The sequence below is a fragment of the Anaerolentibacter hominis genome (assembly GCF_032380675.1).
GTDB lineage: Bacteria > Bacillota > Clostridia > Lachnospirales > Lachnospiraceae > Anaerolentibacter > Anaerolentibacter hominis.
In genome coordinates this window covers 1-851 of record NZ_JAWDIX010000012.1, presented here as the reverse complement: position 1 = coordinate 851, position 851 = coordinate 1, and the positions used below count along the sequence as shown (strand labels likewise).

The window sequence follows — 851 nt, the reverse complement described above, 5'->3', positions numbered from 1 at the left end:
CTTCCCGCAGGGTTTCTCGTGTCCCGCGGTACTCTGGATCCTGCCAGTCTGCTCTTGATTTCGTCTACGAGGCTTTCACTCTCTCTGGCTGGCTTTCCCAAAACCATTCCACTATCAATTACAGTACCTTACGCAGTCCTAAACCCCAGAGTGCACGCACTCTGGTTTGGGCTCTTTCCCGTTCGCTCGCCGCTACTTAGGAAATCGATGTTTCTTTCTCTTCCTCCGGCTACTTAGATGTTTCAGTTCGCCGGGTTCCCCCTGCATGGCTATGGATTCACCATGCAGTGACTGAGGTTTGCTCAGCCGGGTTTCCCCATTCAGACATCGGCGGATCGCTGGATATTTGCTCCTCCCCGCCGCTTTTCGCAGCTTGTCACGTCTTTCGTCGGCTCCCAGTGCCAAGGCATCCGCCCTGTGCCCTTCTTCGCTTGACCTATAACGATTATCTAGCGTAATAATCGCTGGTCGATCTTTTTCATCATCTCTGATGGGAAGATTTCTCTTCCTAAAAAGAGTTCTCTATTTCTAGATCCCTCTCCCTTTCTCGGTTTAGATGTCTTTTCTTCATGTGCAGTTTTCAAGGTACAAACAGATCAGAAGCTTTCTTCTGATCAATGGGCTTAAGTGGACTCGAACCACCGACCTCACGCTTATCAGGCGTGCGCTCTAACCGGCTGAGCTATAAGCCCTTCTGTTAAGCTTATCCACTTAACCTATTTTCTTTTTTTGTATTCCGGCAGCCACCTACTCTCCCACATCGTCTCCAATGCAGTACCATCGGCCGTCCACGTCTTAACCGTCGTGTTCGGGATGGGTACGGGTGTTCCCCATGGACGCATCGCCACCGG

Annotated in this window: 1 tRNA gene and 2 rRNA genes; all 3 read right to left on the bottom strand. The window is 51.0% G+C overall.

The features are described from left to right. Positions 1-437: ribosomal RNA gene (locus ABCW47_RS15095) — 23S ribosomal RNA — on the bottom strand; the annotation flags it as partial. 181 nt (positions 438-618) lie between these two features. Beyond that, positions 619-692 (bottom strand) — tRNA-Ile (locus ABCW47_RS15090). A 42-nt stretch (positions 693-734) separates the two neighbouring features. Further along, a 5S ribosomal RNA gene (gene rrf / locus ABCW47_RS15085) occupies positions 735-851 on the bottom strand.